Origin of the sequence: Curtobacterium sp. MCBD17_013 (assembly GCF_003234565.1) — a bacterium.
Lineage (GTDB): Bacteria > Actinomycetota > Actinomycetes > Actinomycetales > Microbacteriaceae > Curtobacterium.
Genome location: NZ_QKTU01000015.1, coordinates 38,728 through 63,215, shown reverse-complemented (window position 1 = coordinate 63,215; position 24,488 = coordinate 38,728). Strand labels below are relative to the sequence as shown.

The following is a 24,488-nucleotide window of genomic DNA, read 5'->3' as shown; positions in this document are numbered from 1 at the left end:
CGGATGGGCGGGGCCGGAGGGGTGTCAGGAGCGCGGGGACAGGACGACCGCGACCGCCTCGGCCCGGGTGCGGACGCCGAGCTTGGCGAACACCTGGTTCACGTACGACTTCACGGTCGGGACCGTCAGGAACAGCGCGCTGGCGATCTCCGGGTTCGTGCGACCCGCCGCGATCGCCGCGAGCACGTCCGCCTCGCGCGGGGTGAGCGTCGGCCAGCGGGTGCGGAGCGCCCCGGGTGTCGCCGGGTCCGCCGCTCGCGAGGGCGCCGCCCGGGGGTGCGTGCCCGGATCCGCGGCGCCCGTCGCCCGCTGCGCCGCCGGTGCCGGGAGGCCCGTCGTCGGCTCGGTCGCGTCCGGCAGGTTCGCCACGAGGAGCGCCGCCACCGACGCGTCCAGGGTCGTCTGGCCACTCGCCACGGCCCGGACCGCCGCCGCGAGTTCGGCCCGACCCGCGTCCTTCGTCAGGTACCCGCGGGCCCCGGCACGGAGCGCGGTGACGATCGAGGCGTCGTCCGCGAAGGTCGTGAGCACGAGGACGCGGACCCCCGGGTGCTCGCGCTGGATCGCCGCGGTCGCCGTCGCGCCGTCGACCCCGGGCATCCGGAGGTCCATGAGGACGACGTCGGGGCGTTCCGTCGCCACGAGCGCGAGTGCCGCGGCGCCGTCGGCGGCCTCGCCGACGACCTCGACGTCGGGCAGGAGCGACAGGACCGTCACGAGCCCGTCGCGGACGATCGCCTGGTCGTCGGCGACGAGGACGCGGATCGGGGTCACGAGCGCGGGCCGCCGTCCACGCGGGGCACGTGCATCGACACGACGAACTCCCCCGCCGTGCGATCGGCGCGGACGGCCGAACCGTCGCCGAGCTCCGCGAACCGCTCCCGCATGCCGACCAGGCCGTGGCCGCCGCTGGCGAGCGGGTTCGTGACGACCACGTCGACGGCATCGGAACCGTGGACGACGGAGAGCTCCACGGTGGCACCCGGCGCGTGCCTACGGGCGTTGCTCAGGGCCTCCCGGGCCGCGGCGACGACGACCGCGCGGTGCGCGTCGTCGAGGTCCCGCAGCGAGAGGTCGCCCTCGGTGAGCACGGCGCCGCCGAACGAGCGGTGCGCGGCCACGAGGGGCATGAGCCCGCCGCCCGATGCGCCAGGGTCGGGCACGGCGGCACCGGCGTCGACAGGGCCGGACGTGGCGGCGCCGGACACGTCGCTGCCGGACATGGCGGCGCGGGTCGCGGCGGCGCCGGACACGGCGGGGAGGGACGGTGCGGCTCCGTCCCTCCCCTCCGGATCGCGGAGCGCCGCGACCGCACGCCGGGCCTCCACCAGGCTGTCCGCGGCGAGACGGCGGGCATCGGCGGCCTTGGCGGTGCCCTCGGCCGTCCGCCCGGCCTCGAGGAGGGCCTCGACCGCGTCGAGCTGGAGGACGAGTCCGCCGAGTCCGTGCGCGAGGACGTCGTGGACGTCGCGGGCGACCCGAGCCCGGTCGGCGAGCAACGCGGACCGCTGCTGCTCGGCCTCGGCCTCGGCGACGCGGTGTGCGAGCGCTTCCTCCCGGCGCCTGGCGAGCCGGGCCTGCCGCCGGCTGACCCCGATGAGGACCGCCACCGCGAGGCCCGCGAGCACGCCGAGCAGGACCAGTGCCGGGACGCCCTCGACGGCCGCCACGACCGCGACGATGACGGCCGCGACCGCGGCGAGCGACGGTCCGAGCCACACCGGCAGCGCGAGGTCCGCTCCGAGGACGACGAGCGCGACCATGATCGGTGCGACGAGGGCGGCCGAGGACGCCATGACGCCCGGTGCGGCGAGGAGGACCATCACGACCGCGGCGACGGCCGGGCCGGCACGTCCGGGCAGGAACAGCCGCACGGCCCACGCGAGCAGGGCGACCCCGGTGGCGACCACGACGAGCACGGGCACGTCCGCGCCGGCGAAGGACCGGGCCGTCGACCACGCGACGACGACCACGCCGACGAGGTTGAGTGCGGAGCCGACTCCGTTGCGGTCCGTCAGCAGGGCGTCGGTCGAACCGGTGCCGGGGCGGCCCACGCTGTTCACCGCTCCATCATGCCCGGACGAGGGGTCCGCGCGGGATCCGGCGGTCGATGACGAACGCGCGGGCGGCCCGGTTCGCCGCGATGCCGAGCAGGACCACCCCGGTCGAGGTGAGCAGGACGGCGCCGAGCTGCGACCCGAGGACGTCGATCCCGACGCGGACCAGGACGAGGACGAGCCAGAGCGCCGCGCCGGTCCAGCCGCTCCGCGCCTCCAGGGACGACGGCCGCCCGGGACCACCTGCGTCCACGGTCCGGAACCGCGTCATCGTGCCCATCACCGCACCGACGGCGGCCGACAGCACGAGCTCGACCACGAGGAGCGCGACGTCCACCGTGCCGACGCGGGTCACGCCGCTGTGCGTGAGCGAGAGCACGCCGACGCCGGCCAGGACGACCGGCATGCGCCAGACCCGGGTCGGGTCGACGCGGCGCCAGGTGGTCTGGCGGTACATGAGGAACGCGACGAGCGCGAGTCCGAGCGCGATGTTCCCGATGGCCTGCAGCGTCATGACGACGGTCTCCTCCCGGTGGTCGGGACGCTCCCGTGACCACCGGGATCCAGCCTCGTCATCGGGTCGCGCACGCCCCACCAGCCCCGGGTGGGGACCGGGGTGCAGGCGGGTGGTGATCGTGCTCGTCGGGGCAAGGCGGAGGATGGGGGCATGGAGGACGCAATCCGCATCGGTGCCGGCATCGCCGTGATCGAGCCAGACCGGCACCGCCCGGGGTCGTACACGCTCGTCGTCGACGGCACCCCGCAGTCGCACGTCGACCTCGAGGACCCCACCCACCTGGCCTTCGAGTACGTGCGGCGGATCGGCCACGCGATCGACCTGCTGCCGTCGGGGCCGATCACCGCGCTGCACCTCGGCGCCGGGGCGCTGACGCTGCCACGGTACGTCGCGGCCACCCGCCCGGGGTCCCGCCAGCAGGTGATCGAACTCGAGCGGGACCTCGTCGACCTGGTGCGCAAGGAGCTGCCCCTGCCTCGCGACGCGTCCATCCGGGTCCGGTACGGCGACGCCCGCGCCGTGCTCGAACGGCTGCCCGCGGGACTCGCCGGGACGGTCGACCTCGCCGTGGTCGACGTCTTCAGCGGCTCGACGACCCCGGCCCACGTGACGAGCATCGAGTTCCACCGGGAGCTCGCCGCGCTCCTGTCGCCCACCGGGATCATCGCGGTGAACGCGGCGGACGGTGCCGGCCTGGCGTTCGTGCGCGGGCAGCTCGCGACGCTGCAGGCCGTGCTGCCCTCCGTGGCGGCCGTGGCGGACACGGGGATGCTCAAGGGGCGGCGGTTCGGGAACGTGGTGCTCCTCGCCTCGCCGACCGAACTGCCGTTCGCCGACATGCCCCGACGGTTCGCTTCCGACCCGCTCCCGAGCAAGGTCGTGCACGGCGCCGAACTCACCGCGCTCATCGCCGGTGCGGCCGTCGTGACGGACGACACCGCGACCGGGTCCCCGGAGCCGAACCGGTCCGTGTTCACGAGCGGGCGCTGAGTCCCCTGCCGCTGGGCCGCCGGTCCTGCCAGGATGAGCGCAGTGCCGCCGGGACCCCGGCGTCGCACCGACCCGGACGAGTGGGGAACCGCCATGAGCAACGACGACCGCGACGCACCCCGGTGGGGGGAGCGCCTGCCGCAGCCCGACGCCGACCGACACGGTGAGGCCCCGCGGGACGGGCAGCCGCGGTACGACGAGCAGCCGGACGGGCAGCCCCGGTACGGCGAGCGGCAGGACCCGGCACCGCAGGACGGCCAGCCCCGGTACGGCCAGCAGCACGACGGGCAGCAGTACGGCCAACAGCCCGACGGCCAGCAGTACGGCCAGCCCCAGTACGGCCAGCCCCAGTACGGCCAGCCGCACCAGGGCGACACCCAGCACGGCGCTCCGCAGTGGCAGCCGTACGCGCAGCACCCCTACGGGCAGCCGTCCGGCGGCAGCGCGGCGTGGGCGAGCGCCGGCGGCGCGCGACCGTCCCGTCGACTCGGCGTGATCGCGCTCATCGCCGGCATCGTGGCGCTCGCGCTCGGGATCGTCGGCGGGATCGTCTTCGGCCAGGGCCTGGTGCACATCCCCGGCCTCGCCGACCAGATCCGCAGCGGTGGCGGCGTGGTCGACCAGTCGGAGCTCCAGGCGAAGATCCGCCAGGACCCGTCCGTGCTCGCGGGGATCGCGACCGGCGGTCTCCTCGCCCTCGTGGGCACGGCCTTCGGGATCTGGGCCCTCGTGCAGGGCATCATCGCGATCGCCAAGGACCGCGGCCGCGTGTTCGGGATCATCGCGGTGGTCGTCGCCGTGCTCGGGCCGATCGCCTTCGGCGCGGTCTACACGGCCGTCGTCGCCGCAGCGACCCGCTGACGGTCGCCGCCGAGCGGGGGCAGTGCACCCCGCACGCAGGTCGACGGGGCTACCCTCGTTCCTGATGTGCCCCCTCCCGACCGACCCGACCGGCCCGACCGGCCCCCGGGACCCGCGCGCGGACCGACGCCCCCGGGACACCGACCCGGTGGACCTGCGGCCGCGGACCGCCGGAGTCAGCCCCGGGAGCACGTTCGCGCCCATCAGCCTCCGTCCCGCCGTGGACGTCGCCCTCGTGCAGGAGCGACTGCAGCGCCTCGGCCAGAACCGCAGCACGGCAGCGCTCGCCGAGCGGGCCGAACTGCTCCGGCTGCTCGGTCGGCTCGACGAGGCCCTCACCGTGGCCGAGGAGGGGTTCCGCCTCGCTCTCTTCACGGGCGACCGCGCCGACGGAGTGTCCGCCCGCATCCGACGCGCGCACGTGCTGCACGACCTCGGCCGGTTCGAGCGCGCGGTGACCGAGGCCTCGACCGCCCGGGGCACCGCCGCGATCGAGGAGTGGTACGAGCTCGAGGGTGCCGCCGCCGAGCTCGAGGGCTGGTCGCTGTACGAACTGAACCGCTACGAGGAGGCCCGCGCCGCACTCAACCGCGCCCACGACGCCTTCCGTGCCGCGGGGGCATCACCGGAGCGGACGAGCGCGCTCAAGGCCGCGGTGGAGGAAGCGATGCGTGCCCACCTGCAGAACCCCTCGTCCTCGCGACGCTCGGATCCAGCCGACGCCGTGCGTGCCGCCGCGGCGAGGAGGGACCTGCCCCGGTGAGCGACCTGGACCGCGTCCGGCAGATCGCCGCCGCGGTCATGGACGCCCACCTGGAACCCGGGAGCTGGTCGTTCGACCTCGACAACGCGAAGACCCGCGCCGGGCAGTGCGACTTCGGCCGCCGCCGCATCACCGTCAGCCGGTACATCGCCCTGCGCTCGACCGATGACGAGGTCCGGCAGGTGCTCCTGCACGAGGTCGCCCACGCGCTCGCGGGTGCCCGCGCCGGCCACGGTCCGGCATGGCGACGGGCAGCGGGGGCCATCGGGTACGTCGGCTCGCGCTTGCACGACGGGCCCATCGCGAGCGAACTCGCGCCGTGGGTCGGGACGTGCCCGGCCGGCCACGAGCACTTCCGGTACCGCACCCCGAACCGCCCGATGGCGTGCGCGCGGTGCTCGCGGCGATACGACCCCCGGCACGGGATCACCTGGCAGCGCCGCACACCCGAGCGCGCAGCCTGATCTGAACCGGCTGCGACGTAACCGACTAGCGTGGTGTCCGTGCACACCGGGCAGCAGATCAGGACCGAGTCCGGCGGGACGTGGTTCTTCGACGCGGGCCGGATCGCGCTCGACTTCGCCCACACGGGCGGCTTCGCCGACGACCCGGACGGACTCCGGCCGCGGGCGCACCTCGGCGAACTGCTCGCGACGCCCGCCGACCTCGACCAGTGGTTGTCCGAGCACACCGAACCGGTGGACGTCGGCGCCGGCGAGCGTGAACTGCACGACGCGCGCGAGCTCCGGGGCGCGATCGCCCGCCTCGCGGTGGCCGCGGCACCACCGCCCGTCGTCACGGCCGGCGGCAGCGTCGTGGCCGCGGGCCTCCGCGCACCCGCCGGCCCGGTCCGACCGCGCCCGGACGACATCGACACCGTCAACCTGTTCGCCGCCCTGCCCGACGTCCCGCCGACCCTCGCCGGAGGGCGTCGTCGCGCCGGTGCGAACCGCGTCCGACTCGCGCAGGCCCTGTCGAGCATCGCGCGTGACGCGGTCGCGCTGTTCACCGAGGTCGGGTTCGACGGCGTCGAGGGAGACCACGCCGGTCGGCTGAGCCGCTGCGCGGCCGCCGACTGCGGACTCGTGTTCCACGACGGGTCGCGCGGTGGCACCCGGCGGTGGTGCTCGATGCAACGGTGCGGCAACCGCGAGAAGGTCCGCGCGCACCGCGCGCGCGTCGCAGCACGGTGACCGACCCGCGGCCGGAACGTCGGCGGGCGGGCGGTCTCGCACTCCTCGGGCCCGCGTTCGTCGCGGCGATCGCGTACGTCGACCCGGGGAACGTCGCCGCGAACCTCACCGCCGGCGCGCGCTACGGGTACCTGCTGCTCTGGGTGCTCGTCGCGGCGAACGCGAGCGCGGTGGTCGTGCAGTACCTGTCGGCGAAGCTCGGCATCGTGACGGGTCGCTCACTGCCCGAGGTGCTCGGCGCGCACATGCGCCGCCCCGCGCGACTGTTGTTCTGGGCCCAGGCCGAGGTCGTCGCGGCGGCCACCGACGTCGCCGAGGTGATCGGCGGCGCACTGGCGCTCCACCTGCTGTTCGGGCTCCCGCTGTTCGTCGGCGGGGTCGTCACGGGGATCGTGTCGGTCGTCGTGCTCGCCGTGCAGTCCCGCCGGGGCGCCCGGACGTTCGAGGTCGTCGTCTCGGGCATGCTCGCCGTGCTCACCGTGGGGTTCTGCGCCGGCCTCGTGTTCACCGATCCATCACCGTCGGCGATGCTCGCAGGACTCGTGCCGCGGTTCGAGGGCTCGGGGTCGGTCGTGCTCGCGGCGTCGATGCTCGGCGCGACGGTCATGCCGCACGCCGTCTACCTGCACTCCGCGCTGAGCCGGGACCGGCACGCGGCGGCCGCGCCGGGCACGGAGCGCCGGCGGGTGCTCCGCGCCACCCGCTGGGACGTCGGGCTCGCGCTCGTCGTCGCGGGCGGGGTCAACGTCGCGATGCTCGTCCTGGCGGCCGCGACGCTGCAGGGGGTCGGGGGCACCGACACGATCGCCGGTGCCCAGCATGCGATCACGGCACACCTGGGTCCGGTCGTGGGCGTGCTGTTCGCGGTCGGGCTCCTCGCGTCGGGGTTGGCGTCGACGTCGGTGGGCTGCATGGCCGGGGCGGAGATCATGCGGGGCCTGCTGCACGTCCGGATCCCGCTGCTGCTCCGGCGCCTCCTGACGCTCGTGCCCGCCCTGGTGCTCCTCGCGGTCGCGGTCGACCCGACCGTCCTGCTCGTGGTGAGCCAGGTGGTCCTCAGCTTCGGCATCGCGTTCGCCGTCGTGCCGCTCGTCGCGTACACGTCCCGCCGGAGCCTCATGGGGCCGGACGTCAACGCGATCGGGACGCGGGTGCTCGCGTCGGTGATCGCGGTCGTCATCGTCGCGCTCAACGTCGCGCTCATCTGGCTGACGCTGCACGGCTGAGCCCGCGCGCCCCTGCCGGCCGTCCGAGGTGGCCCGCAGGCAGGCCTCCGGCCCCCGTCCCGGACGCAGCGCGGCCGGACCCGGGACGTCCCGGATCCGGCCGCGGGGCACGCGTCAGGTCAGTCGGTGACCTGGACTTCCTTCCAGAACGCGACGTAGCCGCTGTAGTCCTTGCCGACGCGGTCGAACGACGACGGGATCGGGTCCGGGTACGACCACGCGCGGTCGGGCAGGACCTGGTCGCCGGCGTGGACCGTGAAGTACTGGGTGTCGCCCTTCCACGGGCAGTGGTACGGCGTGTCCGACTCCTCGAGCAGGTCGGTCCGCACGCTCGCCGGCGGGAAGTACCAGTTCCCCTCGATCTGGATGAGGTCCTCCTGCGGGGCCTCGGCGATCACGGTGCCGTTGGCGACGGCCTTCATGGTTCCTCCTGGGTCGATCGGTCCGCGGCCCGGGCGACCGCGTTCCCGTTATGGAACGCTACCCGCGGCGACCGTGTTCCCGTCCGCCGCCGGCGCCCCCGGCGCGCAGGGTCCGCAGCGTCGCGGGGGCGGCGAGCGCCGCCTCCACCAGGTCGTGACGGCCGACCGCGTCGAGCATCGTCGCGCTCACCGACGCCGTCAGGAGGTGCCGGACGGCACGCCGCAGGCCCGTGTACGCGGCGCAGGCCGCGGCGGCCTCGGGCGACGTGTGGTCGATGCCCCGAGCGGCGAGCGCGTCGACCACCGCGCCGGCGGCGAGGAGGTCCTCGACGGCGGGCTCGGGTGCGCCGGCGGGATCGGCCACGGCCTCCCCGGCGTCCTCGAGCGACGGCGCCGCACCGCCGGCCGTCGCGTCGTCGTCGACACCGGCGCCGACCACGGCGACGACGCACCGGTCACCGAGTGCGGCCTGGAGGCCCAGCACCCGCTCCGCCACGAGGTCCGCGTCCGCGAGTCCCGCGTGCACGACCTCGGGGCCCGCGGGGAGGAGCGGCAGGACGGCCCGGACCTCCGATGTCGGGAGGACGTCGACCCACACGAGCACGTGGGCGTCGGCGGCGATGCGACCCGCGCCCGCGGCGCCCCACCCGAACCGGACCTGGTACTTCGTCTGTCCACGCTCGTGCACCCCCTCACTGTAGCCGCGACGACTAGCATCGCCGCATGGACATCGACCCGATCCCGACCCTCATCGGCGACCGCGTCACGCTCGAGCCGCTCGGACACGAGCACGCCGACGACCTGCGGGCCGTGGTGGCGGACGGGGACCTCTGGCGCACCTGGTACACGTCCGTGCCCCGCCCGGCCGAGGTCGAGGGCGAGATCGACCGTCGGCTGGCCGAGCACGCGGCGGGCACGATGGTCCCGTTCGCCATCCGTGACCGTCCGACGGGTCGGGTCGTCGGGGCGACCACGTTCCTCGACGTCGACGAGCTGAACCGGCACGTGGAGATCGGCGCGACGTTCCTGGCGCGCTCGGCGCAGCGCACGGGCGTCAACCCCGAGGCGAAGCTGCTCATGCTGTCCCACGCGTTCGGCGTCTGGGAGTGCATCGCGGTCGAGTTCCGCACGCACTGGCACAACCGGCAGTCGCGTGCCGCGATCGAGGGGCTCGGCGCGAAGCTCGACGGCGTCCTCCGCAACCACCGGCTCGGGCCGGACGGCAGTCGACGCGACACCGTCGTCTACTCGATCACCGACGGCGAGTGGCCCACGGTCCGGCTCGGTCTGCGTGAGCGGCTCGCCGCCCACGACCGCCGCGCGGGCAGCCGCCACGAGGGTCGGCACGCCGGCCGGCACGCCTGAGGCAACCGTGCACGTCGGACTCCGCGTGGTGCTGGACGCCCCGGTCGCCACGGTCCGGGAGGCCCTGCTCGACCCCGCCGTGATGGTCGCCGTGACCCGCCCCCTGCTGGTGTACCGGTCGCTCGAACCGGGCGGGTTCCCGGAGCGGTGGACCCCCGACGAGCCCCACCGGGTCCGGGCGGACGCGTTCGGCGTGCTGCCGAGCGGTGCGACCCACGTGCACCTCGAGCGGTACGAGGTCGACGGCGTCCCCGTGCAGCGCGACGTCGGCGGGGGGATCTCCGGCCTGTTCGCGCGCATGACGATCCGGCACCGGATGGCGGCCACGGCGACCGCGGACGGACGGACCCTGCTGCACGACCGGCTCGTGTACCGCACGCGGCCGTGGGGGCTCGGCGTCGCGCTGTGGCCGGGCATGTGGGTGGTGTGGCAGTGGCGCGGCCTGCGCATGCGGGTGCTCGCGCCGACCTGGGCGGCGCGCGGCCGATCCCGCGTCTGATCCCCCGTCCTCCGGAGACGCCGACCAGAGCCGGGCGCGGCTGGCGCGCCCTGTGGACGGCGGAGGGCACCGGATCGCCGTCGGGCGTACCCTCGCTCCCGTGACCGACGCGAGCACCGCCGTGGACGAGACGACCGCCGCCACCTTCGCCACGATCGACTGGCGGCGCAGCACCTTCGACCTGTACCGCCGGGTCCGTGCGGTCGGGGACCCGGCCGAGGCGCACGTGCTGTGGCGGGCCGGACGCGACGCGATGTTCGCGGAGCACCCCGCCAGCCCGCTCCTCCCCGAGGACACTGTGGGGTTCACCGGGCTGCCCGTGGCGGCGTACGACCCCGACTGGCGGTTCGAGCTCGCCGTCGAGCCGACCGAGCCCGCGCACCTCGACGTCCCGACCGGCACCGACGGGATCGTCGCCTTCGATCGCGTCGGCCTGGTGCGGGTGCCCGACGTCGGACCGCTCGACGTCTGGGCGCACGCCGGGTACGGCGGTGGGCTGTTCGTGCCCGTCAAGGACGCCGACGCGGGACGCCCCGGGGGCACGTACGGCGGCGGTCGCTACCTGCTCGACACGATCAAGGGCGCGGACCTCGGTGGCACCCCTGACTCCCTCGTGGTCGACCTCAACTTCGCGTACAACCCGTCGTGCGCCTACGACCCGGCATGGGCGTGCCCCCTCGCGCCGCCCGGCAACACCGTCCCCGTCCCGATCCCCGTGGGCGAGCGCTCCGGCGTGGTGGCGGCGGAGGACGTGCGGTGAGCGGCACCGGGCACCTCGTCGCGATCGACGCCGGCGGACGGGTCCCGCCGTACGAGCAGGTCCGCTCGCAGATCGCCGCGCAGATCGCCGCGGGCTACCTGGTCGACGGCGAGCGCCTGCCGAGCGTGCGCGGCCTCGCCGGCGAACTCCGGCTCGCGCCCGGCACCGTCGCCAAGGCCTACGGGCTGCTCGAGGAGGCCGGTCTCGTCACGACGGCGCGCGGCGGTGGGACCCGCGTGGTCCGGCCTGCCGCCGTGCCCGAGGCGGTCGACGCCGCCGCTCGGGTCCTCGCCGAGCAGGCCCGCCACGACGGCCTGTCGTTCGACCAGACGGTGGCGGCGCTGCGGGACCGCTGGCAGGACTGACGCGCCGAGCGCGCACCCGTCCGACGCGGTCCGACACCCGTCGCCCTGGCCCTCCGGTGCCGACGGCGATATGATGGGTGCACTCGAGGCGTTCCACTGCCTCGTGCGTCGTACGACGCCCCCGAGACTCTCCCGGTCCCCGGCCACATGGTCGGCCGGACCGATGCGTATCGTGCACCGGGCCTCCAGAACGGAGGGCCGTGCCTGGCTCACTGCGGCGAACCCGCCCGCGCGTCCGCGCCGGCGTCCCGCTCCGCACGGCCGTCGGCCGTGCGCATCCGAAAGGCCCTCGTGACCTCCGACTCCACCGTTCCCGCGTCCACCGACACGGACGCCCCCACCACCTCGTTCGCCGAACTCGGTGTCCCGACCGCCATGGTCGACGTCCTGACCGCGCAGGGCAAGACCGGCGCGTTCCCGATCCAGGTCGACACGCTGCCCGACACCCTCGCCGGCAAGGACGTCCTCGGCCGCGGCCGCACGGGCTCCGGCAAGACCCTCGCGTTCTCGATCCCGCTCGTGGCCCGGCTCGCCGGCGACCAGCGCCGTCGCCGGAGCGGCCACCCCCGCGCGCTCGTCCTCGCGCCGACCCGAGAGCTCGCGACCCAGATCGACGCCGTGCTCGCCCCGCTCGCCCAGGCGATGGGCCTCAACACCACCGTGATCTTCGGCGGTGTCTCCCAGGGCCGTCAGGTCGATGCCGTCTCGCGCGGGGTCGACATCGTCGTGGCCTGCCCGGGCCGACTCGACGACCTCATGAAGCAGGGGCACGTCAAGCTCGACGGCATCGAGGCGACCGTCCTCGACGAGGCCGACCACATGGCGGACCTCGGGTTCCTGCCCGTCGTCACGCGGATCATGAAGGCCACCCCGGCCGATGGTCAGCGACTGCTCTTCAGCGCCACGCTCGACAACGGCGTGGACAAGCTCGTCAAGCAGTTCCTGCACTCCCCCGTCATGCACTCCGTCGACGACGCCTCGTCGCACGTCGACCAGATGACGCACCACATCTTCGAGGTGTCCGGGGCCGACGACAAGAAGGACCTCGTCCAGGTGCTCGCCTCGGGCTCGGGCCGTCGCATCATGTTCATGCGCACGAAGCACCACGCCAAGCGCCTCGCGAAGTCGCTGACCGCGGCCGGGATCCCCGCCGTCGACCTGCAGGGCAACCTGTCGCAGCCGCAGCGGGACCGCAACCTCGCGCGCTTCGCATCGGGTGACGCGCTGGTCCTCGTCGCCACCGACGTCGCCGCACGCGGTGTCCACGTCGACGGTGTCGAGCTCGTCGTGCACGTCGACCCGCCGACCGAGCACAAGGCGTACCTGCACCGCTCGGGCCGCACCGCCCGTGCCGGGTCCGCCGGTGACGTCGTGACGGTCGTGCTCCCCGAGCAGCGCCGCGACGTCGCGCAGATGCTCAAGAAGGCGTCGATCGGCGCGCGCCCGCAGCAGGTGACCGCACGGTCCGCCGCGGTCACCGAGCTCGTCGGGGACGTCGCACCGATCCGCCACGTCGCGGAGGCCGCGCCCACGCAGCGCCAGCCGCAGCGCGCCACGCGCTCCGTCGCCGACGCGGTGGCCGCCTCGGCCACCGAGGGTGCCGGGCGTCGCCGTCGCCGCGGCGGTCGCGGGACCGGGCAGGGCACCGCCACCGGCGAACCGACGCAGGGTCGATCGGGAGGTCCGCAGCGGTCCGCCGGGACCCGTTCCGGTGACGAGGCCGGGCACCGTTCGGACGCGCGTCGCGGCGAGCCCCGCCGTGGCGGCCAGGCCGGCTCGCGGTCGACCGGCCACACGTCCGGCGGCGGTCGCCGCGCACAGTCCTCCGTGACGCGTGGCGGCTCGGCCGCGGTGTACTCGTCCGAGACGGGGCGGCCCGCCCAGCCGTGGCACGACGAGAAGCCGGCCCGCCGGACGGGCTCGCGCCGGGCCTCCCGTCCGGCCGGATCCGCGCGCGACTGATCGCTGGCAACCCGCTGGGAGCACGTCCTCCCATCCGCGTACGGTGAGCGGCGTCCTGGTCACGACGTGGCCCGGACGGCAACCGTCCCCGACGGAAGGAGAGCCCATGGCAGGCACGGAAGACATGAAGAACAACGGCGAGAAGCTCCTCGGCAAGGCCAAGGAGGCGTTCGGCGACGCGACCGGCGACGACCGGTTGAAGACCGAGGGCCAGACCGACCAGGCCAAGGGCTCTGCGAAGCAGGGTGTGACGGACGTCAAGGACGCCGCGCACGGTGTCGCGGACAGCTTCAAGGACAAGTAGGACCAAGCCGGAGAACGGCTGCGGACGGCCCCGACGATCGATGATCGTCGGGGCCGTCCGTCGTTCCCGAGCCGTTCGTCGTTCCCGAGCTGGGGCGCCGGCAGCGGTCGCGGGTGTCGGTGGTGTGGGGGTGCTGACCCCTGGTCACATGAGGGCGCCGACCGACGCCAGCCCGGCGCGGAGCAGGGAGCCGCGGCCACCCTCCATCTCGGCCGCCACCGCGTCACTCGCCGCCTCGATCGGGGTCATCCACGTGAGCTCGAGGGCGTCCTGGCGGGGTTCGCACGTGCCGGTCACGGGCACCACGTAGGCGAGCGAGATCGCGTGCTGCCGGTCGTCCGTGTACACCGACGCGCCGGGCAGCGGGAAGTATTCGGCGACCGTGAACGGCGTCGGGCTCGCGGGCAGCTGCGGGAACGCCATGGCACCGAGGTCCTTCTCGAGGTGACGGAACAGCGCGCTCCGCAGCGACTCCCCGTACATCACGCGGCCCGACACGAGCGTGCGCGCGATCGATCCGCTCGGGCTGACCCGGAGGAGGACGCCGACCTCCGTCACGACACCGAGTCCGTCGGTGCGGACGGGCAGCGCCTCGACGTAGCAGATGGGGAGTCGGCGCCGGATCGACGCGAGCTCCTCGTCGGACAGCCAGCCGGAGTCGGGGTCGGGAGTGCGCAACGAGGCCATGGTCCGTTCTTACCAGGCAGGACGAGCGACGGCGGCGACCGGCACGCGTGGCACGGTGTGCACGCGGTCGGTCACCGCCGCCGGTCCGGGTCGGGTCCGTGGATCGGACCCGTGGCGCCGGCTCACTCCGCGAGGATCTGGAGCAGCTCGCGGCGGAGTTGGTCGATCTTGTCCTGCGCCGCGGCCAGCTGCGCCTCCGACGCTCCGGAGCGGTAGAGGTGCACGACCCCGAAGAGCTTCTGCAGCCCCTCGGCGAACGCGCGCTGGGTGTCCGAGACACCGCTCGGGCTCGTCTCCCAGGCGCGAGCGATGTCGGCGGAGCGCGCCTCGACCTCGGCGCGGCCGGCGTCGGTCAGCTCGTAGGTGCTCCGCCCGTCGGTGCCCACGGCGCGCACCAGACCCTCGTCGACGAGCTGTTGGAGGGTCGGGTAGACCGACCCCGGGCTCGGACGCCAGTTCCCTCCCGTCCGCTCGGCGATCGCGCGGATGAGGCCGTAGCCGTTGTACGGCTCGCCGTTCTCGGCGCCGTCCGCGAGCAGTCCGAGGACGGCCAGGCGGACGTCGCCACGGCGTGCGCGCCGGCCCTCTCGCCCGAAGCCGAAGCCGGGCGCGAAGCCGGGACCGAAGCCGCCGGGTCCGAAGCCGCCGGGTCCGAACGGCGCTCCCGCGCCGCCTCGGCCGCCGCCGTGCTGGTGGTGTTCCCGGGCGCCGCCGAAGCGTGCGGCCCAGGGGCCTCTGCGGCCCTGGTGGTGGCCGTCGTGGCCGTGTTCGTCGTCATGCATGGATCGCATGGTCGACCTCCTGTTCATGTCGCGTTCATCGCGGTATCGCGATGCGTCGACGATATGTCGTTACTGCGCGGGCCGTCAAGCCTGGGGCGGACTTCCGGCCGAGCGAGCATCCTGATCGGCACGGGACCGCCACCGATCCCGACGGTCGGTCACCGGAGGGAGACGCCATGGGCAAGTTCGTGTACGGCGTGAACGTGGTCGAGATCGGATTCGACGACCGCACGCTCGCGCACCTCAGCGTCGTGATCATCGCCAAGCTCCGGCGACGCGAGAGCTTCCTGTTCTCGTGGCGCGACGACTCCTCGGTCGGGGACGGCCGGAGCAGCGTGTGGATCGACCCGTCCATCCCGCTGTACTTCAAGTACTTCGGGTCACGGCCACCCTCGCTCAACCGGGCGTGGGTCGCAGCGCTCACCGCCACCGCGAACTCGGCACAGGGGCTGCACCTGGTGCCGGAGCCGAGCGACGGGGACGGGGCCGGCGGCGACGACGGCTGAAGCGCGCTGTCCGCCAGCCCCGGCCACGGCGTGACGCGCGGCGTGGAGCGACGGCCTGGCGACGGGTCGAGGGGATGCGAGACCTCGCGCCCTGCCGTATCGTGCAATGCGTTGACGATGTCTCATGCGTCGTCGCCGTCGTCCGTCGACGAGGAGCCGGGGCGGGTGCCGGCACGGGGAGCCGGGTTCAGGGGCGCTCCGCGTCGGGCCCGGCCGGGCTCCGTCCGGAGGCGAGTCGGAGCACGTGGGCGGGGTCGGGCCTCCCGGCCGGATGTCGGGCGTCGCGGGCATGATGGGCCGCACATGACCGACGTGCTCGACCGCTTCTCGCCGCCCACTGCCGCGTGGTTCCGCGGGGCGTTCACCGCGCCCACGGCCGCGCAGACCGGCGCGTGGGACGCCGTCTCGACCGGGCGCCACGCCCTCGTCGTCGCGCCGACCGGGTCCGGCAAGACCCTCGCGGCGTTCCTGTGGTCGATCGACCGGCTCATCACGGCGCCCGAGCAGCCCGATCCGCGGGCACGGACCCGCGTGCTGTACGTGTCCCCGCTCAAGGCGCTCGGCGTCGACGTCGAGCGCAACCTCCGCAGCCCGCTCGTCGGCATCACGCAGACGGCGAAGCGTCTGGGGCTCGAGCCACCGGACGTCACCGTCGGCGTGCGGAGCGGTGACACCCCCGCCGCCGATCGTCGTCTGCTGCAGCGGACGCCGCCCGACGTCCTCATCACGACGCCCGAGTCGCTCTACCTCATGCTCACGTCCTCGGCCCGGGACACCCTGCGGAACGTGGACACCGTCATCATCGACGAGGTCCACGCCGTCGCGGCGTCGAAGCGGGGCGCGCACCTCGCCCTGAGCCTCGAGCGCCTCGACGACCTGCTCGAGCGCCCGGTGCAGCGGATCGGCCTGTCGGCCACGGTCCGCCCGGCAGAAGAGGTCGCACGGTTCCTCGGTGGTCGGGCCCCGGTCGAGATCATCGCGCCGCCCGCCCAGAAGACGTTCGACCTGCGCGTGGTCGTCCCGGTCGAGGACATGGCCGAACTCGGGCAGCCCGCCGCGGGTGACGACCCGACGGCCACGCCGACGAACGGCTCGATCTGGCCCCACGTCGAGGAGGCCGTGGTCGACCTCGTCGAGGCCCACCGGTCGACCATCGTGTTCGCGAACTCGCGGCGCCTGGCGGAGCGGCTCACGGCACGGCTCAACGAGATCCACGAGGAACGGCTCGGGCTGGTCGGCGCCCCTGAGGAGGCCCTGGTCGCCGTCGCCGCGGACGCCGGGGAGGCCGCCGAGCACGGACCCGGCTCGGACGACGGACGCGCGACACCGCGACGCCCGCCCGCACAGCTCATCGGCGGCTCCGGACAGACGGCCGGTGGCGGCGGCGCGACGACGGACGACGCCGTCCCCGTCCTGGCCCGCGCCCACCACGGCTCCGTGTCGAAGGACCAGCGCGCGATCATCGAGGACGACCTGAAGTCGGGGCGCCTGCGGTGCGTCGTGGCGACGAGTTCCCTCGAGCTCGGGATCGACATGGGCGAGGTCGACCTCGTCGTCCAGGTCGAGGCACCACCCTCGGTCGCGAGCGGCCTGCAGCGTGTCGGCCGGGCGGGACACCAGGTCGGCGAGATCTCGCGGGGCGTCCTGTTCCCGAAGCACCGCGCCGACCTCGTGCACAGTGCGGTCACCGTCGAGCGCATGGTCGAGGGCGCCATCGAGTCCATCGCGGTACCGGCGAACCCCCTCGACGTCCTCGCTCAACAGACCGTGGCCGCCGTCGCGCTCGACGAGGTCGACGTCGAGCACTGGTTCGAGCTCGTGCGGCGGAGTGCTCCGTTCAGCGGCCTGCCGCGCTCCGCGTTCGAGGCGACCCTCGACCTCGTGAGCGGGCGCTATCCGAGCGACGAGTTCGCCGAGCTGCGCCCCCGGCTCGTCTGGGACCGCGTGCACGGCACGATGACCGGGCGTCCGGGTGCCCAACGCCTCGCCGTGACGAGCGGTGGCACGATCCCTGACCGCGGTCTGTTCGGCGTGTTCATGGTCGGCGAGAAGGCATCGCGCGTCGGCGAGCTCGACGAGGAGATGGTCTACGAGTCCCGCGTCGGGGACGTCTTCGCCCTCGGGGCGACGAGTTGGCGGATCGAGGACATCACGCACGACCGCGTGCTCGTCAGTCCCGCGTTCGGCCAGCCCGGACGCGTCCCGTTCTGGAAGGGCGACGGCATCGGCCGCCCCGCCGAGCTCGGCCGGGCGATGGGCGCGTACGTGCGCGAGCTCGACACGGCCGCGCCGGACGACGCCCGGGCCCGGGTGTCGGGCAGCGGGCTGGACGACCGCGCCGTGACGAACCTCCTGACGTTCATCCGGGAGCAGCGCGAGGCGACCGGGCACGTGCCGACCGACACGACGCTCGTGGTCGAGCGCTTCCGGGACGAACTCGGCGACTGGCGGATGATCCTGCACTCGCCGTTCGGCATGCAGGTCCACGCACCGTGGGCACTCGCGGTCGGGGCGCGCCTGCGCGAGCGGTACGGGATCGACGGCGGCGCGATGGCCAGCGACGACGGCGTGGTCGTGCGGATCCCGGAGACCGACGCCGAGCCTCCCGGCTCCGAGCTGTTCGTGTTCGAGCGCGACGACCTCGACGCGTTGGTGACGGACGAGGTCGGGGGCTCCGCGCTGTTCGCCGCGCGGTTCCGCGAGTGCGCCGCTCGCGCGCTCCTGTTGCCGCGCCGTGACCCGGGCCGGCGGTCGCCGCTCTGGCAGCAGCGCCAGCGGGCGTCGCAACTGCTCGACGTCGCGCGCAAGTTCCCGACGTTCCCGATCATCCTCGAGACCGTGCGCGAGGTCCTGCAGGACGTCTACGACGTGCCCGCCCTCCTCGGCATCGCCGACGACATCGCGCGTCGGTCCATCCGCATCGTCGAGACCCAGACCGAGCAGCCGTCGCCGTTCGCACGCTCCCTGCTGTTCGGGTACGTCGCGGCGTTCATGTACGAGGGCGACTCGCCCCTCGCCGAGCGTCGGGCCGCGGCGCTGTCGCTCGACGCCACCCTGCTCGGCGAACTGCTCGGTCGCGCAGAGCTGCGGGAGCTCCTCGACCCGGGCGTGCTCGCGAGCGTCGAGGCGGACCTGCAGCGGCTGTCACCCGACCGCCGCGCGCGCGACGCCGAGGGGCTCGTCGACGTGCTCCGCCTCGTGGGACCGCTCGACCTCGACGAGTGCGTGGCCCGGAGCTGGCTCGCCGACGGCGCCGCCACGTCCGAGTCCGCCGCCGCGGAGGCCCGGGCGACGATGACCACGACCCTCACGGACCTGGAGCGGGACCGCCGGCTCCTCGGCTTCACGTTCCGGGGCGAGCAGCGGTGGTCCGTGATCGAGGACGCCTCGCGCCTCCGTGACGCCCTCGGGGTGGCCCTGCCGATCGGCGTACCGACGGCGTTCGTCGAGCCGGTCGCCGACCCCCTCGGCGACCTCGTCGGCCGGTACGCACGGAGCCACGGGCCGTTCGCGGCTGGCGAGGCCGCCACCCACCTCGGCCTCGGGGTCGCGGTGGTCACGGACGTCCTGCGGCGCCTCGTCGCGGACCGGCGCGTCGTCGAGGGCGAGTTCCGCCCGGACCGTCAGGGTGCCGAGTGGTGCGACGCCGAGGTCCTCCGGCGCATCCGGACGCGGTCGCTCGCCGCGCTCCGGCACGAGGTCGAACCGGTGTCCCCCGACGCGCTCGCCCGGTTCCTGCCCGCGTGGCAGCACGTGCACACACCCGAGACCCGTGGGGGCCTCCGCGGCGTCGACGGCGTGCTGCAGGTCGTCGACCAGCTGTCCGGCGTCGCGGTCCCGGCGTCCGCGTGGGAGTCCCTGGTGCTGCCGAGCCGCGTGGTCGACTACACACCGGCGATGCTCGACGAGCTGACCGCGACCGGGGAGGTCCTGTGGTCCGGCGGCGGGTCGCTGCCGGGGAACGACGGCTGGGTGCGCCTGCACCTGGCGGACACGGCCTCGACGACGCTCGCCGAACCGTCCGGCGCGGACACCACCGAGCTGCAGCGCGACGTGCTCGGGGCGCTCGCGGGTGGCGGCGCGTACTTCTTCCGGCAGCTGGCACAGTCCGTCGGCAGCACGGACGACCAGGCCCTCGCGACGGCGCTGTGGGACCTCGTGTGGGCCGGGCAGATCACGAACGACACCTTCGCGCCACTCCGGTCCGTGATCGGCGGTCACACCCGGGTCGCCGCGCCCCGGACGCGCGCCTACCGTGGCCGACGACGACCGACCCTGCCCGCACAGTCCGGGCCGCCGACCGTCGGCGGCCGGTGGTCGCTCCTCCCCCTCGCCGAGCCCGACCAGACCGTCCGCGCGGCCGCACTCGCCGAACAGCTGCTCGAGCGCCACGGCGTCGTCACCCGCGGTGCCGTGCAGGTCGAGGGCGTCCGAGGCGGGTTCGCCGGCGTGTACCGCGTGCTCGCCCGGTTCGAGGAGACCGGGCGTGCGCGTCGCGGCTACTTCGTCGAGGGCCTCGGCGCGGCGCAGTTCGCGACCGGGCCCACCGTCGACCGACTCCGCACGTACAGCCAGGACATCGACGACGCCGAGGCCGACCCGGAGCGCCGTCGCGTGGCGATCACCCTCGCCGCGACCGATCCCGCCAACCCGTTCGGGGCGGCGCTGCCCTGGCCGGCGGGCGACACGGACGAGGACGGCTCGCGCGGACACCGGCCGGGACGCAAGGCCGGTGCACTCGTCACGATCGTCGACGGCCACCTCGCCGTGTACGTCGAGCGGGGCGGCAAGAGCGTGCTGACGTTCACCCCGGACGAACCCGTGCTCGCCGCCGCCGCGCAGTCCATCGCCGCGACGGTGCGCCGTGGGCTCGGGCGCCTCGCCGTCGAGCGCGTCGACGGGACCTTCGTGCTCGAGACGCCGCTCGGAGACCTGCTGCGCGACGCCGGGTTCACCGCCACGCCACAGGGACTGCGACTCCGTGCCTGAGGGCGACACCGTCTACCGCGCGGCCCACAAGCTGCACGCGGCCCTGGCCGGCAAGGTCCTGACGCGCACCGACTTCCGGGTACCGGCGTTCGCGACCGTCGACCTGACCGGGCGCGTGGTCGACGAGGTCGTCCCGCGCGGCAAGCACATCCTGCACCGAATCGGCGACGTCACCGTCCACTCGCACCTCAAGATGGAGGGCCGGTGGGACGTCTACGCGCCGGGTGACCGTTGGCGGCGCCCGGCACACCAGGCACGCGCCGTCCTCGACGCCGAGGGCGTCTCCACCGTGGGATTCACACTCGGCGTGCTCGAGATCGTCCCCCGCGAGCACGAGGACACGATCGTCGGGCACCTCGGCCCGGACCTGCTCGGGCCGGACTGGGACCCGGCGCGCGCCGAGGCGAACCTCGTCGCGGACCCCGCCCGCCCGATCGGCCTCGCGCTGCTCGACCAGCGGGTCATGGCCGGGCTCGGCAACGTCTACCGGAACGAGTTGTGCTTCCTCCGCGGGGTGCTGCCGACGCGGCCCGTCGGCGAGGTCAGCGACCCGACGCGCATGGTGGCGCTCGCGGAACGGCTCATCGTGGCGAACCGCGACCGCTCCAACCGCGTCACGACGGGGAACACCCGGCCGGGGCAGCGATTCTGGGTCTACGGGCGCGACGGCAAGCCGTGCCTCCGCTGCGGCACGCGGATCCGGTACGGCACGCTCGGCGAGGACGCGCTGTCGCTGCGGGACACCTACTGGTGTCCGCGCTGTCAGCACTGAACCCCCTGCGGACAGCACCGAGCGCCGCAGACAGCACTGAGCGCCGCAGACAGCACTGAGCGCCGCGGGGCTCGTGGCCGGCCGCGGCGCTCAGAGTCGATGCGCGGGCGGACCCGCGTGGATCAGTGGTCGATGTCCTCGACGATGCAGCTGATCACGGTCTTCGCGTCCGACGACGACGCGGTGAAGCCCGCGGGTGCGTTCGGCGACGACGAGCCGTTGCGCGCCGCGGCGTTCACGGCGTAGATCGTGCCGTCGAACGTCTGCCCCTTCGCCATGGTCGGGTTCTTCGTCGTCACCCAGACGGCGACCTCGTCCTCGTTCGGGTCGTCCTGGCCGTTCGTCGGCGCCACCGAGGCACCGATGTACCAACCCCCCGTGGTCTTCCACGTGTCGGCGAAGTCGATGTCGTCGTGGGTGCCGAGCGCGTGGTTGATCTGCTCGACGACGTCGACGTTCGCGACGGGGCACTTCGACCCGTTGCGCTGCGCGGGGTTCGTCTGCTGCTGCTGGGAGCCGGGGACCTTGCCGACGGGATCCTGGTTCTGCGCGCCCCCGGTGCCCGCGGTGTGACAGCCGGTGAGCAGGAGTGCAGACGCGACGGCCACGATGGCCGCGCTCGTGATCTTCGTGGTCCTCATGGCCCGGACCGTACCCGCGCGCTCCTGCCCGGGCTCCCATTTCCGGGAGTCCGCTCAGCGTGTCTGTCCCCCGACGGTTCGACGTCGCGGCTGATCCACGGGTGTCGCGCAACCTCGGCCCGGTTCCTCCTGGTGCCGGTGTGCCATCATCCGCGCATGCCGTTCACCGTCAGCCACACGATCGTGGCGCTGCCGTTCCGCGGGACCCGGGTTCCCGCAGCAGCCCTCGCCGTCGGTGCCATGGCACCGGACGCGGTGCTCTTCGTCCCGGAGCTGCCCGCGTACGGGGTGACGCACTCGGCACTCGGCGCGCTGACGGTGTCCACGCCGGTCGCACTCATCGCCCTGGCCGCGTGGACCTTCGGGCTCCGATGGGCGTTCACCGCGATCCAACCCCGGTCGGTGCACGACCGACTGCCCGCGTCCTGGGACGACCCGACGAGTGCGTGGTCCGCCTTCCGGTCCCGGACGCCCGCCGCGCGGGTGGGTCGGCTGGCGCTGGTGCTCGCCACCGTGATCGCCGGCGTCTACAGCCACGTCGCGTGGGACTCGTTCACGCACCGGCACGGGTGGTCGGTCGCGCGGATCGCGGTCCTCCGTGCGTCGATCCACGGCCACCCCGTGTACGACCTGGTGCAGAACACGTGTTCGGTGGGTGGGATGCTCGTGCTCGCCGTCGCGTTCGTGCTCTGGCTGCGCCGGACGCCCCCGGTACCGCGAACACGACGACTGCCCGCGGGGATCGCACGGGGGCTGCGCGTCGCACTGCTGGCGGTCGCGGGGCTGGTGACGATCGTCGGAGCTGCCCCGCTCCTCCTGGTCGGATCGAGCGCGGAGGGCGTGCTCGGCTGGGCGGCGATCCTGGCCGTGCGGGTGTGCGCGGTGCTGCTCGTGCTGACGGCCGTCGGCCTCGCGCTGGTGCGCGTGGGACGGGCGCCGGATCGGGTCGTGCCCCGCGGCCGGTGACCGGGCGGATTCGTCAGGGGGCCGTGACCCAGGTGCGCAGGAACCGGGCTCCCGCCTCGTCGTGGATGACGCCGTCGGGCGCGGTGAGGACCGGGTACGGGGTCTCGGGCACACCGTCAGCCGGGCGGACGTCCACGTGCGCGACATCGTGCCCGTGCTCGTGCAGCCAGTCCGCCATGGCGTAGTCGCTCCGGGAGTCACCGACCGTGCGCCAGGTCGCGGGCAGGGCGCCGTCGTCGGCCAGGAGCTCGAGCGCACGCTCCGCTCCCATGTCCTTGCCGGTGCGGGCGGACTCGATGTCGGTGGAGATGATCGTCGGGTCGATGCGCCAGGTGACGCTGCCGTCGTCGGCCGCGCGGACGTCGTCGAGGCGCCGCACCCCGTACCCGCGGCGGACGAGGGCGTCCATCGCGCTGGCGTCGAGGTCGGGCTGCCGGGCCAGGAACGTCGCACTCGGAACGTCGACCCGCTGCTCGATCGAGACCATCGCCCGCTTCGTCTCGTCGTAGAAGACGACGTCGGCGAAGGTGTCGGCGACGAGGGCGCGCATCTCGTCGGCGAAGTCCACCGGGAGCGCGAGGTCCTCGGCGACCTCGATCGCGCTCATCCCGCCGTCGAACCGCGGGTCGATCGAGCACCAGACCGCGCCCTTCTCGCACACGGCGTGCACCCGACCACCGGACGCGAGACCGCCGGCGAGCAACGGCCCGACGACCTGCTCGCGGATGAACGCGTCGCTGCGCCCGGTGTTGAACACGACCGGGATCCCCTGGGCCGCCAGTGCCACGAGGTCCTCGACGATGGACGGGATGGCGATCGTCCGCGACACCGGACTGGCGATCGGACCGTCGACGTCGAGGAGCAGACCGAGGCGCGGAGGGGTCGTCATCCGTCCATCCTCCCAGGCGAACGCCGAGGGACGGACGCGGACCGACGCGCTCCCTGGTGACGCGCCGACCGAGGTCAGCCGAGCGGGTCGGGCTCCTCCACCCGCTCCCGCAGGAGGAACGGGACGACGCCCTCGGCCAGCGCGGCACCGTTGACGACGTGCGCCTGGTCCTGCAGCACGGTGTGCTCCGACCCCGGCACGGCCTCGACCGCCGCGTGGGCCGCGAGCTTGAGCCAGTCGGGGCTCGATCCGCCGGTCATGACGAGCACGGGTGTCGTGATGCGGGCGAGGACCTCGGTCGGCAGGGCGAACCCGGTCATGACGTGGACGTCGTTCGGGAGGGTCGCGGCACCGGCGAGCAGACCGGCCCACGCCGGGCGCTGCATCCGCAGGACGACGGGCGCGAGCCAGGGCGTGCCGAGCACGCGACGCAGGAAGAACCGCACCGCTGCCGCGGCACGACCGCCACGGACGAGGGCCGTGATGCGCTCGGGGTCCGGGAACCGCGGATCGACCGACGCGCGGTACGGCGGCTCCCAGGCGACCGCTCGCTCGATCGGCGCTCCGCCCGCAGCGGCCAGGAGGACCAACCCGGCCCCGGCGCAGAGGCCCACGACGGACGGTCGCCCGCCCGCAGCGGCGATGACGGCCTCGAGGTCCTCGACCTCGCGCTGCGCCTCGGCCAGCCCGCCACCGCTCTCGCCCCGGCCACGGCGGTCGTACCAGGTGACGGTGAAGTGCTCGGCGAGGGCCGTGGCGGTATCGGTGAGGGCCCCGAAGGCGCGGTGGTCGAACGGCCCGGCGACGAGCACGAGCGCCGGCCCGCTGCCCGTGGTGGACGTCGCGATCGCAGTGCCGTCCGCGGAGACGACGGTGCGCTCAGCGGGTTCGACGTGCATGGAGGTCCTCTGGACGGGATGGCGCGTGGTTGGGGCGCTTCCGGGGAAGGCGCTCCCGATTCTGTCAGCGCAC

26 protein-coding genes are annotated in these 24,488 nt (G+C 74.3%); 16 read left to right on the top strand and 10 right to left on the bottom strand.

Annotated features, from left to right (window positions below):
* Positions 1-24: 24 nt before the first annotated feature.
* From DEI81_RS13585 to DEI81_RS13575, 3 genes are read right to left on the bottom strand one after another with little or no spacing between them, the layout of a single operon-like run.
* Complete coding sequence (locus DEI81_RS13585) at positions 25-774, bottom strand: response regulator transcription factor (protein WP_111011258.1); 750 nt, start codon at positions 772-774, stop codon at positions 25-27.
* Entirely contained in the window at positions 771-2,063 is a 1,293-nt protein-coding gene (locus DEI81_RS13580) for a sensor histidine kinase (protein ID WP_111011257.1), read from the bottom strand. The genes DEI81_RS13585 and DEI81_RS13580 overlap by 4 nt, the downstream gene beginning before the upstream one ends.
* A 7-nt stretch (positions 2,064-2,070) precedes the next feature.
* Positions 2,071-2,571 carry a hypothetical protein gene (locus DEI81_RS13575; RefSeq protein ID WP_111011256.1) on the bottom strand — a complete coding sequence of 167 codons (501 nt, stop codon included), beginning with the start codon at positions 2,569-2,571 and terminating at the stop codon, positions 2,071-2,073.
* A 153-nt stretch (positions 2,572-2,724) separates the two neighbouring features.
* Here DEI81_RS13575 and DEI81_RS13570 point away from each other — a divergent pair, with 153 nt between their 5' ends.
* The 6 genes from DEI81_RS13570 (at position 2,725) to DEI81_RS13545 (ending at position 7,607) form a co-directional block, all read left to right on the top strand.
* Positions 2,725-3,564 (top strand): spermidine synthase, encoded by an 840-nt coding sequence (locus DEI81_RS13570; RefSeq protein ID WP_111011255.1) that lies wholly within the window; start codon positions 2,725-2,727, stop codon positions 3,562-3,564.
* A 93-nt stretch (positions 3,565-3,657) separates the two neighbouring features.
* On the top strand, positions 3,658-4,425 hold the full coding sequence (locus DEI81_RS13565; RefSeq protein WP_111011254.1) for a hypothetical protein: 768 nt from the start codon (positions 3,658-3,660) through the stop codon (positions 4,423-4,425).
* Between the two features lie 64 nt (positions 4,426-4,489).
* Entirely contained in the window at positions 4,490-5,188 is a 699-nt protein-coding gene (locus DEI81_RS13560) for a tetratricopeptide repeat protein (RefSeq protein WP_111011253.1), read from the top strand.
* On the top strand, positions 5,185-5,652 hold the full coding sequence (locus DEI81_RS13555) for a SprT-like domain-containing protein (RefSeq protein ID WP_111011252.1): 468 nt from the start codon (positions 5,185-5,187) through the stop codon (positions 5,650-5,652). Before DEI81_RS13560 ends, DEI81_RS13555 begins: the two co-directional genes overlap by 4 nt.
* Positions 5,653-5,691: 39 nt before the next feature.
* The gene (locus DEI81_RS13550) at positions 5,692-6,381 is read left to right on the top strand and encodes a CGNR zinc finger domain-containing protein (protein ID WP_258368739.1); all 690 of its coding nucleotides are present in this window, start codon (positions 5,692-5,694) and stop codon (positions 6,379-6,381) included.
* Entirely contained in the window at positions 6,378-7,607 is a 1,230-nt protein-coding gene (locus DEI81_RS13545; RefSeq protein WP_111011251.1) for an Nramp family divalent metal transporter, read from the top strand. Before DEI81_RS13550 ends, DEI81_RS13545 begins: the two co-directional genes overlap by 4 nt.
* 119 nt (positions 7,608-7,726) lie before the next feature.
* On the opposite strand, the gene DEI81_RS13540 is transcribed toward DEI81_RS13545, so the two are convergent.
* Positions 7,727-8,029: a DUF427 domain-containing protein gene (locus tag DEI81_RS13540; protein ID WP_111011250.1), complete on the bottom strand. Its 303-nt coding sequence runs from the start codon at positions 8,027-8,029 to the stop codon at positions 7,727-7,729.
* A gap of 58 nt (positions 8,030-8,087) precedes the next feature.
* Positions 8,088-8,717 carry a hypothetical protein gene (locus DEI81_RS13535; protein WP_111011249.1) on the bottom strand — a complete coding sequence of 210 codons (630 nt, stop codon included), beginning with the start codon at positions 8,715-8,717 and terminating at the stop codon, positions 8,088-8,090.
* A gap of 35 nt (positions 8,718-8,752) precedes the next feature.
* Between DEI81_RS13535 and DEI81_RS13530 the strand changes: the two genes are divergently transcribed.
* The 6 genes from DEI81_RS13530 (at position 8,753) to DEI81_RS13505 (ending at position 13,284) form a co-directional block, all read left to right on the top strand.
* A complete protein-coding gene (locus tag DEI81_RS13530; RefSeq protein ID WP_111011248.1) occupies positions 8,753-9,394 on the top strand; it encodes a GNAT family N-acetyltransferase in 642 nt (213 codons plus the stop codon).
* 7 nt (positions 9,395-9,401) lie between these two features.
* Complete coding sequence (locus DEI81_RS13525; RefSeq protein WP_146244102.1) at positions 9,402-9,893, top strand: hypothetical protein; 492 nt, start codon at positions 9,402-9,404, stop codon at positions 9,891-9,893.
* Between the two features lie 100 nt (positions 9,894-9,993).
* Positions 9,994-10,653, top strand: a complete 660-nt coding sequence (locus tag DEI81_RS13520) for a DUF1684 domain-containing protein (RefSeq protein ID WP_258368738.1) — start codon at positions 9,994-9,996, stop codon at positions 10,651-10,653.
* On the top strand, positions 10,650-11,018 hold the full coding sequence (locus tag DEI81_RS13515; RefSeq protein ID WP_258368737.1) for a GntR family transcriptional regulator: 369 nt from the start codon (positions 10,650-10,652) through the stop codon (positions 11,016-11,018). Before DEI81_RS13520 ends, DEI81_RS13515 begins: the two co-directional genes overlap by 4 nt.
* 375 nt (positions 11,019-11,393) lie before the next feature.
* Positions 11,394-12,980, top strand: coding sequence for a DEAD/DEAH box helicase (locus tag DEI81_RS13510; protein WP_111011266.1), 1,587 nt, complete (start codon positions 11,394-11,396; stop codon positions 12,978-12,980).
* Between the two features lie 106 nt (positions 12,981-13,086).
* Positions 13,087-13,284, top strand: a complete 198-nt coding sequence (locus DEI81_RS13505) for a CsbD family protein (protein ID WP_111011245.1) — start codon at positions 13,087-13,089, stop codon at positions 13,282-13,284.
* Between the two features lie 144 nt (positions 13,285-13,428).
* Here DEI81_RS13505 and DEI81_RS13500 read toward each other — a convergent pair whose 3' ends face one another.
* Both DEI81_RS13500 and DEI81_RS13495 read right to left on the bottom strand, forming a co-directional pair.
* Positions 13,429-13,971, bottom strand: a complete 543-nt coding sequence (locus DEI81_RS13500; RefSeq protein WP_111011244.1) for an NUDIX hydrolase family protein — start codon at positions 13,969-13,971, stop codon at positions 13,429-13,431.
* Positions 13,972-14,093: 122 nt separating this feature from the next.
* A complete protein-coding gene (locus DEI81_RS13495; protein WP_111011243.1) occupies positions 14,094-14,762 on the bottom strand; it encodes a PadR family transcriptional regulator in 669 nt (222 codons plus the stop codon).
* 167 nt (positions 14,763-14,929) lie between these two features.
* Between DEI81_RS13495 and DEI81_RS13490 the strand changes: the two genes are divergently transcribed.
* From DEI81_RS13490 to DEI81_RS13480, 3 genes are all read left to right on the top strand, one after another.
* Complete coding sequence (locus DEI81_RS13490; RefSeq protein WP_111011242.1) at positions 14,930-15,259, top strand: ATP-dependent DNA ligase; 330 nt, start codon at positions 14,930-14,932, stop codon at positions 15,257-15,259.
* A 303-nt stretch (positions 15,260-15,562) separates the two neighbouring features.
* Positions 15,563-20,248, top strand: coding sequence for an ATP-dependent helicase (locus DEI81_RS13485; protein ID WP_111011241.1), 4,686 nt, complete (start codon positions 15,563-15,565; stop codon positions 20,246-20,248).
* Positions 20,241-21,020, top strand: coding sequence for a DNA-formamidopyrimidine glycosylase family protein (locus DEI81_RS13480; RefSeq protein WP_111011240.1), 780 nt, complete (start codon positions 20,241-20,243; stop codon positions 21,018-21,020). The genes DEI81_RS13485 and DEI81_RS13480 overlap by 8 nt, the downstream gene beginning before the upstream one ends.
* Before the next feature lie 122 nt (positions 21,021-21,142).
* Here the strand turns inward: DEI81_RS13480 and DEI81_RS13475 are convergent, their stop codons facing one another.
* Complete coding sequence (locus DEI81_RS13475; protein WP_111011239.1) at positions 21,143-21,661, bottom strand: hypothetical protein; 519 nt, start codon at positions 21,659-21,661, stop codon at positions 21,143-21,145.
* A 156-nt stretch (positions 21,662-21,817) separates the two neighbouring features.
* Between DEI81_RS13475 and DEI81_RS13470 the strand changes: the two genes are divergently transcribed.
* Positions 21,818-22,627, top strand: a complete 810-nt coding sequence (locus tag DEI81_RS13470) for a DUF4184 family protein (RefSeq protein WP_111011238.1) — start codon at positions 21,818-21,820, stop codon at positions 22,625-22,627.
* Positions 22,628-22,640: 13 nt separating this feature from the next.
* On the opposite strand, the gene DEI81_RS13465 is transcribed toward DEI81_RS13470, so the two are convergent.
* Positions 22,641-23,516 (bottom strand): hypothetical protein, encoded by an 876-nt coding sequence (locus DEI81_RS13465; protein WP_111011237.1) that lies wholly within the window; start codon positions 23,514-23,516, stop codon positions 22,641-22,643.
* A 74-nt stretch (positions 23,517-23,590) separates the two neighbouring features.
* Positions 23,591-24,415: an alpha/beta fold hydrolase gene (locus DEI81_RS13460; protein WP_181435428.1), complete on the bottom strand. Its 825-nt coding sequence runs from the start codon at positions 24,413-24,415 to the stop codon at positions 23,591-23,593.
* Positions 24,416-24,488: the final 73 nt, after the last annotated feature.

Coding starts and splice junctions, on each gene's coding strand:
- DEI81_RS13575 (WP_111011256.1), bottom strand. CDS start 2,571: ATGACGCTGCAGGCCATCGGGAACATCGCGCTCGGACTCGCGCTCGTC.
- DEI81_RS13570 (WP_111011255.1), top strand. CDS start 2,725: ATGGAGGACGCAATCCGCATCGGTGCCGGCATCGCCGTGATCGAGCCA.
- DEI81_RS13565 (WP_111011254.1), top strand. CDS start 3,658: ATGAGCAACGACGACCGCGACGCACCCCGGTGGGGGGAGCGCCTGCCG.
- DEI81_RS13560 (WP_111011253.1), top strand. CDS start 4,490: ATGTGCCCCCTCCCGACCGACCCGACCGGCCCGACCGGCCCCCGGGAC.
- DEI81_RS13540 (WP_111011250.1), bottom strand. CDS start 8,029: ATGAAGGCCGTCGCCAACGGCACCGTGATCGCCGAGGCCCCGCAGGAG.
- DEI81_RS13530 (WP_111011248.1), top strand. CDS start 8,753: ATGGACATCGACCCGATCCCGACCCTCATCGGCGACCGCGTCACGCTC.
- DEI81_RS13510 (WP_111011266.1), top strand. CDS start 11,394: ATGGTCGACGTCCTGACCGCGCAGGGCAAGACCGGCGCGTTCCCGATC.
- DEI81_RS13505 (WP_111011245.1), top strand. CDS start 13,087: ATGGCAGGCACGGAAGACATGAAGAACAACGGCGAGAAGCTCCTCGGC.
- DEI81_RS13500 (WP_111011244.1), bottom strand. CDS start 13,971: ATGGCCTCGTTGCGCACTCCCGACCCCGACTCCGGCTGGCTGTCCGAC.
- DEI81_RS13495 (WP_111011243.1), bottom strand. CDS start 14,762: ATGCGATCCATGCATGACGACGAACACGGCCACGACGGCCACCACCAG.
- DEI81_RS13490 (WP_111011242.1), top strand. CDS start 14,930: ATGGGCAAGTTCGTGTACGGCGTGAACGTGGTCGAGATCGGATTCGAC.
- DEI81_RS13485 (WP_111011241.1), top strand. CDS start 15,563: ATGACCGACGTGCTCGACCGCTTCTCGCCGCCCACTGCCGCGTGGTTC.
- DEI81_RS13475 (WP_111011239.1), bottom strand. CDS start 21,661: ATGAGGACCACGAAGATCACGAGCGCGGCCATCGTGGCCGTCGCGTCT.
- DEI81_RS13470 (WP_111011238.1), top strand. CDS start 21,818: ATGCCGTTCACCGTCAGCCACACGATCGTGGCGCTGCCGTTCCGCGGG.
- DEI81_RS13465 (WP_111011237.1), bottom strand. CDS start 23,516: ATGACGACCCCTCCGCGCCTCGGTCTGCTCCTCGACGTCGACGGTCCG.
- DEI81_RS13460 (WP_181435428.1), bottom strand. CDS start 24,415: ATGCACGTCGAACCCGCTGAGCGCACCGTCGTCTCCGCGGACGGCACT.